Origin of the sequence: uncultured Mailhella sp. (genome assembly GCF_947631555.1) — a bacterium.
In the GTDB taxonomy this organism is placed as follows: Bacteria; Desulfobacterota; Desulfovibrionia; order Desulfovibrionales; family Desulfovibrionaceae; genus Mailhella.
This window is the reverse complement of the sequence record NZ_CANRLT010000093.1, coordinates 1-8,521: the sequence shown is the minus strand read 5'-3', so window position 1 is coordinate 8,521 and position 8,521 is coordinate 1. Positions and strand designations below refer to the sequence as shown.

The 8,521-nt window shown below is 57.5% G+C and carries 4 protein-coding genes; 1 reads left to right on the top strand and 3 read right to left on the bottom strand.

Going from position 1 to position 8,521, the window contains the following annotated elements; genetic code table 11:
• The 3 genes from Q0Z94_RS10350 to Q0Z94_RS10340 all read right to left on the bottom strand — a co-directional run.
• On the bottom strand, nt 1–245 hold a 245-nt coding region (locus Q0Z94_RS10350), incomplete at its 3' end, for a nucleotidyltransferase family protein (RefSeq protein ID WP_298069447.1).
• A 67-nt stretch (nt 246–312) separates the two neighbouring features.
• Nucleotides 313–3,255: a helicase-related protein gene (locus tag Q0Z94_RS10345; RefSeq protein ID WP_298069446.1), complete on the bottom strand. Its 2,943-nt coding sequence runs from the start codon at nt 3,253–3,255 to the stop codon at nt 313–315.
• On the bottom strand, nt 3,252–8,255 hold the full coding sequence (locus Q0Z94_RS10340) for a DEAD/DEAH box helicase (RefSeq protein ID WP_298069444.1): 5,004 nt from the start codon (nt 8,253–8,255) through the stop codon (nt 3,252–3,254). The genes Q0Z94_RS10345 and Q0Z94_RS10340 overlap by 4 nt, the downstream gene beginning before the upstream one ends.
• Before the next feature lie 3 nt (nt 8,256–8,258).
• Here Q0Z94_RS10340 and Q0Z94_RS10335 point away from each other — a divergent pair.
• The coding region (locus Q0Z94_RS10335; protein WP_298069442.1) for a hypothetical protein at nt 8,259–8,521 on the top strand (263 nt) is incomplete at its 3' end.

The following is an 8,521-nucleotide window of genomic DNA, read 5'->3' as shown; positions in this document are numbered from 1 at the left end:
TTCGTTCCGGAAGTGACAATGTCGATGGAAACGCCAAGCAGCTCGGCAAGTTCTTCCCGCAGACCACCCAGGTGGAACAGGGTTGTGCCGGGAGCGGCATCCACATACAGATCAAGATCGCTGCCTTCCATGTCCTCGTTTCTGGATACGGAACCAAAAACACGCACATTGGAAATCATCGGGTATTTCCGCAGGATGCGTTCCACCTCAGCGCGCTGTGCTTTCAAACAAACGGATGGTTTCATGCTCTCTCCTGTTCCCGGAACTCCTTTCACGGGAAAGACGGGGTGAAGGTCGGGATGAATGGCGCTCTTATCCGGCAAATGCCCCCAGACAGGGCAGATAGACAAAGAAACCAAGGATGTCAGGCTCTCCCTGCGCTTGTACAGCATACCGCACACCTCTGGTTCTTGCGGCATCGCGCACACGCCGGTGCGCTTCCAGAAGCGCCTGCCCGCGTTCTTCCGCATAGTGCCGTATATGCGGCATGAGTTCGGGCAAGGCATCATGAACTTCGTCAAGCCAGCGTCTGGCCTGCCCGCTGCTCACGTTTTGATCCGGCTGCGCGGCGAGCAGCTTTCTGGCGGCGGCCTCATCCAGCCATTGCGCCTTGCCCGGCGCGTTGGCAAAGGCCAGCAAGCCGCATTCTTCCGCCAGACTGACATGTTCCATGCTGCCTGTGCTGACGATCTGGAAGCGGAAACGGCACAGAACAAGGGTGCTTCGTGTTTGCACGCTGCTCGTGCGCATGACGCCGCAGCGGGCGACAGGGGAAAAGGCCGGATCAAGACCGGCGGCGCCGGCGTCAGGAGTTTCCAGGGCTGTTTCGGCCAACCATGAGGCCAGCCGCTCCACCAGAGGATGGGTGCGGGAAAGGAGGGTTTGACCCTCACCGCATGGCTGGCGAAATACGGCTTCCAGGTGCGGGGGAAAATCCAGCCCCGCATTGCGGCGCTGAACCAGAGTCTCCATATTGAAGCTGTGAACGTCCTGCCCGTGTTTTTGCGCTGTGTGGTGGACAGCTCCCAGCATGGACAGCGCTGAACAGACAAAATCCTGAACCGATTGCGTTCCCCCCGCCGCTTCCTCAGCCTGGCCAAGGGAGAGGGCGACCTCCTCCACCTTTATGCCCTGCTGCGCAAAAAGTGTGCGGGATCGCTTTTCTTCCTCCCTGGCCACCACATCCCATTCCGCCGCCAGCCGTTTCTTTTCCGGCATCAGGTAGTCTTCCATCCCCGGCAGCAAAAGTGAGGTCTGACTCTGAACCCGGTTGTGCAAAAGCAGGCCCTGAACCAGCGTTTGCATGACCTTTTCGCTGTCTTCCGGAATGGGCACGGAAATGCCCAGGGACTTGCGGATGGATTCGTGCTTGCGCAAGAGCACGTCCAGCACCATGCCGTCCATGGGGTTGTCTGTGCCGTACCAGGTGATGACGCGCACTTCAGGCAAGGGCTGACCAAACCTGTCCACCCTGCCTTCCCGCTGCTCGTGGCGAGTGGGATTCCAGGAAAGATCGTAATGGATAACGGCATTGAAATGGTTTTGCAGGTTAATGCCTTCACTCAGGCAGTCCGTGCATACCAGAATACGCCGTTCGCTCTCCGTCAATTGGGAAACGCGCAGTTCACGCTCTTCCGGCGGCAGCAGGCCGGTCACGGCATCGACGGTGCAGCGCGGCAATTTCCTGCGCAGTTCTTCCGCCACATATTCAGCGGTGGGGATAAAACGGCAGAAGACAATGGGGGAATAGCCATCGTCCACCAGCTTTTTTATATGGGGGATACACTGCTTGAGCTTGGAATCCTCTTCTCCCATAAGGTGTTCCGCCATGTCGGCCAGCCGGGCAAAGGTCCTGCGCCGTTCGGCCCTGGCCGCGTCAACAGCGGTGCCGGCTTGCGCTTCGACGTGCGGAACCTCCTGTTCGCTGTCTTCCGTATCATTGGCTCCGGGCAGTTCATCAGACATGGCGCTGTCCTCTCCGCTGTCCAGGTCAAAAAGCGCCCTTGCTCCCAGAGCATCCAGCTGTTCGGTGTCTTGCGCCTCGTGTTCCAGATCATTGCCCAGAGCACGGGTGCGCAGGGTTGCCGCCGCAGCGGCAGGGCTGGAAGACACGGCACGAAGCAGGGCCAGAGCTGACCACCACTGGATACGCTGCTGCCAGATCGTCCCCTTCTGCCGCACAGAAGATCGGGCAAGCGCAAGAACGCTGTCAAAAAGCTCCTTCCATTTTGGCGTGGCCCGCCATGTGACCTCCTGTGCCTTTCGCTGGGGAAACGGTGTGGCCTTGTCCATATAGGCGCGTATATCTCCCCTGCGGCGCTGCACAAAATGTGCGGCCAGTCTGCGTCTGTCTTCCTCATGTTCCCTGCCGGAAAGATCGTCGGGAAGTCCGCTGAAATCCGGATTCAGGAAAGCCAGCAGGGAGCGAAAGACATCTTCCTTGCCGCTGTGCGGGGTAGCGGTGACAAAAATCATGTGCCGGCTGCTGTCTTCGGCCAGTTTGCGCACAAGCTCGTAGCGCTGCTTGCCGGAACGGTTGCCGGAGGCTGAAGCGCAGGCATGGGCTTCGTCCACAATCACCATTTCAGGGCAGGCACGCAAAAATTCCTGCCTGTGCCGGTCGGATTTGATGTAATCGAGGGAAACAATGGTAAACGGCCATGCCTCGAAAATGGACGTGGCCGCGTCAAGGCCGCGTTCCAGTCTGGCAATGGTGGAAGGCAGAACGAGCTGCGCCTCAATGTGGAACTTCTCTTCCAGTTCGTGCTGCCACTGCTCGGCAAGCTGTGGGGGACAAAGAACGGACATACGGCGTATCTCGCCGCGATCCAGCAGTTCACGGGCAATGAGCAGCGCTTCCACCGTTTTGCCAATGCCTACGTCATCGGCAATGAGCAGGCGCACCACGGGCTGTTTCATGGCCATGAGCAGCGGGACAAACTGATACGGCCGGGGATCGACCGCTATATGCCCAAAGCAGCGGAACGGACCCGTCGTGGCCCGCAAGCCCAGGCGGACGGCATCGCGCAGCAGGGCGCAGGAACGGGCATCCCCGCACTTCGCGGGATCGGGGACATCAAAAACAGCGGGACGGACAGCCTCCCGTTCCAAACTCGGCAACAGGGTTATGATTTCTTCATTTGTCCCGCCGAGCGGCTTTAAGCGGAGCCAGCCGTCATCCTCCCGCGACGTTGGCGGCAATACCACCCAATCACGTCCACGCGCCCTGACCAGCGAACCTGTTGCGTAACTCATGCCTTTTTCCCGAACAGGTCAGGATACCTGTCTATTTGAAGCTGCCATTGTTCATGGTCCGCAAAACGCACGACTTCAATGCCCATGTTTTCCAGACATTCCTGCTGGGCTTCATCCCGCTCCTGACGATCCGGGAAGTCGTGAACGGGGCCGTCAATATAAATGGCTGTCGCCTGCGTTTCATAGTAGAAATCCACGACCGTATGACAATTTTCCATCCTGTACTGCGCGTGTGATGGCAGACGCAGGCTGCGCTGGTACAGAAAATCCAGCCATTCCCGTTCCAGATTGCTTTCACAGCGTTTTTTCAGAGCTTCAAGCGCCTCCGCCCGGCTGCGCTGACTCCTGCCGTCCGATGCGGTCTTTACTGTGGACTGCGCAAGTTCCAGCAGCACGCTGCGTATGGAGTGCCGATCAAGCTCCTTATGGATACGCTGGTTGCCGTAGCTCAAGAGGCAATCGTAACAGGCCGCCATGCACTCTTCCTCGGCATGGGGAGCCTTGCCCTGATCCACGCCGCCATCACTGAAATGGCAGATATGCAGCGCCTGACGCGCCACCGTCTGCAGCACCTGCGGATCATCCACAAGGCGGCGCAAAACGCCTGCCCCGCCTTCGGCGGATTCAATGAACAGGATGGTTGCCGGTTCTCCCCCGGCAGGCATCGTTTCTGTGGACAGCTCAAAATCTTCCAGTTGAAAGACCTGCTGAATACCCTGTTTCAGAGCGTATTGCAGAGAATACATCTGTGATGGCTCAAGGGGGATACGCGGCTCCAGTACCAGACAGTTCTTTCTGTCTTCCACATAGGGAATGACCCGTTCGATGCTTGTGACGCTTGCGGGCTCCTCCAGTTCTCTGTCGGCTTCGCCTACCCCCTTGCCCTGCCTTACCCATTTTCCCCTGGCTTTATCCAGCAAAAAGCCGGGGGCTTCGGTTTTTGGCCTGTTCTGCCAGCCCATATTGATACGCCAGAGCGTCGCGCCATGACCATACTTGAGGACAAAGAGCGGATTGTCCGTCTTGCTGAACAGCGTTGCGGCACGATACCCCGTATTGCCGCCGTGTTCCTCAAAGCGATAGGCCGTGCAGAGTTGATAGCCAAAGCGCATCCGCTCCTCTTCGTCCGAATTGATGCGATCTCTTTGCCGGGTGGAGACGCTGCGCATACGGAACAGATTGCCCAGGGCAGGAGGAAGCCTTGCCCCGCACATCCTGCACTTGTCCATAGCCATGTCCTGTTCCAGATAGCCGCAGCACTCACAGAGCTTTGCCCGGGAGGAGGCAAGTTCCCCGTCGGCCTGCACGTCCATGATCACTCTGGTGATGGCGTACCTGGAACCTTCGTGATAAATGATGCTGCCCGGCCCAAATTCCGAGATAGCCAGAAAACGGGGACGGGAAATGTATTCATCCCGGCCCTGCCTGGTCCTGTTGCCTGCACTTCGCTCGGGAATGAAGGCGGAAAGGGGCAGGCGCGGGAAATTGTACCCTGGCAGGAAGCCCTCACAGGCGAAATAGCGATAGGAATAGAAGTCTGCCTGAAGGGAAGAGCCTTTTTCCCGGAGCAGTTCCAGCTGGGATTCCGCCTCGGAGCGCATTTTTTTCGCTTCTTCATGTTCCCTTTGGGAACGCATGGCGTCATTGACAATTTCATTCTGTGCGTCACGCTGCCGTATGGCCGCACGGTACAAGCTGCGCCAGCGGTCACAGGCTTCCTCAAAGCTGCGGGCAAGACCATTCATGGTCTCTTCCAGCCATGATGAGGAATACCAGCCGCAGGTCGCCAGTTCCGGAGCAAGGCCAGCCAGAATTTTCTGGGCCTGGACGGAAGCTGTCAATCTCGCCTGTTTTCCCATTTCGCCTGTCAGATGCTCCTTCACGCTGTCAAGCAGCGCCAGGGAGGGTGCAGTACCGGATATATCGAGGAGATCGGCCAGAGATTTTTTCAAATCCAGGCCGGATGCCGTCAGCCACAAGGCATGAATGTGCGCCCGGATCAGGTCTTCATTGGCCAGATCCAGCCGTGGCGTTGATACGGAGCCGGAAACCATCTGTTCGGGAAAGCGGAAAAAATGCTGGTCGTGCGCGTTGCCCTGCGCACAATAGGTGATAATGAGGGCAGGCTGCCCGGAACGCCCGGCCCGCCCGCTGCGCTGGGCATAGTTGGCAGGTGTCGGCGGCACGTTGCGCATACCTACGGCATTGAGCTGGGCAATATCCACGCCAAGTTCCATGGTAGGGGAGCAATACAGCACGGGCAATTCGGCGGAGCGGAAACGTTCTTCCCGTTCTTCCCGTTTCTGTGCGGGAACCTGCGCCGTATGTTCCCGGGCGAAAAGCTCCATCCTCTCCCCGACCGCGCTTTTGTACATCTTCACAAAGAAAGGATTCGGACGGGCCTTGCGCGCACCGCTGTGCCGCACACGGAAAGGATCATGGATGGCTTCCGTGCCATCCCCGGCTTTCCAGGTCATGACGGCAGCATCAAGCTGGTATCCCGTGTCCGCAGCATTCGGTCTTCCCGCCTCGGCGAGCAGGCCTGCCTGGGCCAGGGTCTGAACCAGCGCCTTTATGACTTCCCCCATCTTCTCCTTCGGTACGGCATTTCCCGTGGAGGAGAGCTTGCGGCGAAGCCACAAGCCGAACTGACCGCGGGGGGAAAGAAAGACATCTCCCCCCTCATCCCTGCCGTCTTCCCCGGGGCCTTCTTCTCTGGTCTGCCTTGCTCGGGGGAAAAGAACAGCACTGTGATACAGCTTTTCCTTTTCTTCCAGACACCACGGTTCGACAAGCTGCTGCCTGCTGCTGCGTCCCATGTTTTCCTGATGGGTCAGGTCAAGGCATTCCGCCTTGATGGCCAATTGACGGCGCATGAAATCAAGGAGGAAGACGGCGATTTCCTTCCGGGTCTGCGGGGAGGCGGCTGCCAGAAGGCCGTGCTGCCCCCACAGGTCATCAGCGGCGCAAAGTTCGTCAAGAGAGACGTATTCTATACGCAGCAGGCCGCACTGCTCCAGATTGGGAGACACCAGGCGCCAGCCCCGCCGCAAATCGCTGTATATGCGGTATTCAAGAACATCCCTGAACGCCTTGTCCGTATTTTTGGCCTGGATAAAACGTCCATTGGGGTTGCTGGCATAGCGTTCGCGGGGAAAGACTCCATCAGGATAGCCAAAACCCATCGCCTCAAAGACTTTCTGCGGCAATTCGGCAAAGCCGAGTCCCGTATCTCCGGCCTTTTCCAGCGCATTGAACAGCGCCGAACGCAGGAAACCGATTTCCACAAAATCATTGAAGTGGCCCGATTGCAGGGAGGCATCCTGCCGGTTGTCGGAAAAACACAGGAATTTTTGAGCCATTTTTTCCAAATCAGGCTCTTTCCGCAAATGATTTACCGTGGACATGGACAGTATGGTGGTCGCCGTGCTGCGTCCTTCTGTCCCCAGCGTGGCCAGCTTGGTAAATTCGCCAAGACGGGGGTTGTAAGAAACGCCGCACTCCGGGCAAAACACAAAGGGGGCGGGGAGAAACCATGCGGGCACGGTGCCGGGCGCCGGGCTGCTCTCCACCCTTCCATCCACATGGACATGGCAGAGAACAGGGAGGTACTTCTGTCTGTTCTTCCGCAGGCGGAGCGTGCCATTTTTTTCTTCCAGCCAGTCTTCAGGCAGCCTGTCCATCTGTTCCTGTGCGTCTTCAGGCCACGGATTTTCACTGCTTACAAAAAGATACCCGACTATTCCCTCTTCCATTTCTTCGGAAGGTTCTGTTTTTGCGGCAGTGTGCGGAAGAACATACCGTGCCTGCTTCTCCTGGTCCTCCACCAGACAGACGCTGTAATATTCCTTGCCGCATTCACGGCAGAAGTACAGGGAATAGAGCAAGGCTTCTTCATTGTCACGCCGTCCGGGCGCAAATTTTTGTCCAAAAAGCGTTATGAAACGCTTTTCTTCCTGTTCAAGAGTGGCGTAAACCGTATCTCCCTTGCTCAGGAACTGGTGGAGCTTGAACGCAAATACAGGCTTGCCGGATTGGGGTTTTCGGATATTGCATCCCGCCAGAAGCGCCTGCTTAAGCCGCGCTTCGCATTGCTCAGCGGAGACGCCGGTTACCTGGGAAAGCGCGCTGGCAAGCCCCTGTTTTCCTCCCAGCGCCCGAGGGCGGCAGCGCACAAGGCGTCCCTTTGTCTCGCCTTTTCCTTCTTCTATGCCCACATTGTTTTCAATCCAGACAACCAGCGGGTTGCGGATAAATTCGTCATAGCTATCCGGAAGCGGCGTATCTTCGGAAACACAGGTGGCCAGGGCCTGTTGAAATTCGGGCAAATCAAGCTGAGTTCTCTCCGTTTCGGCGGTAAGCGTTTCCACAATGACGTTTTTTGCCTGAATCTCACTGCCGAACAACTTGGAGGCTATGCTCGCCACTTCCTGCTGCTGTTCCGCAAACGTGCCGGGCCCTGCCAGAGTTGCCGAGGTGCCGATGCACTGGAACGAATGCCCGTTCGTTCCAAGGGAAACGCGCAGGCGGCGGATCAGCATCCCCACGTCCGCGCCCTGCCGGCCGCGATAGGTATGAAGTTCGTCAAAGACAAGAAACTGCAAATGGGAAGCGGCCTGCACCAGTTTTCGCTCGTAAGGCCGGGTCAGAATGAGTTCCAGCATGACATAGTTGGTCAGGAGAATGTCCGGCGGATTATCCAGGATTTCCTGTCTCGCATCTTCTCCTTCCTGTCCGGTATATCTGCGGAAGGTGACGGGGAACGGGCCGCCTGTTTCCAGAAATTTGCTCAGCTCCAGTTCCTGCGAATTGGCAAGCGCGTTCATGGGGTACACAATAATGGCTTTGATGCCCTTTCCTGTGCCCTGTCTGAGAACCGCATCAACGATGGGAATGATGTAGGCCAGGCTCTTGCCTGAACCTGTTCCGGTCGTCAAAACGTAGTTTGCCCCGCTTCCAGCAGTCTCAATGGCCTCCGTCTGATGCCGGTAAAGCTGCATGAGATGACCAGCAGGATTCTGCTCCGTTTTGCCTGCACGAAAAATTTTGGCGCACAGCGGATGAAGCAGCCCACGCTCAACAAGTTCATCAATGGAGCCACCTGGCGCAAACGCCGGATTCAGCTGCAAGAGAGGATCCGGCCAGAGCAATCCGGAGGCAAACTTGCTTTCCACTTCATCGCGGATGCGTTGATCGGCAATCTCGATAAAGCTGCTGGTATAGCTTGCATAATCTCCTCGGATGATACTGTCGCGCAGACTGAAAA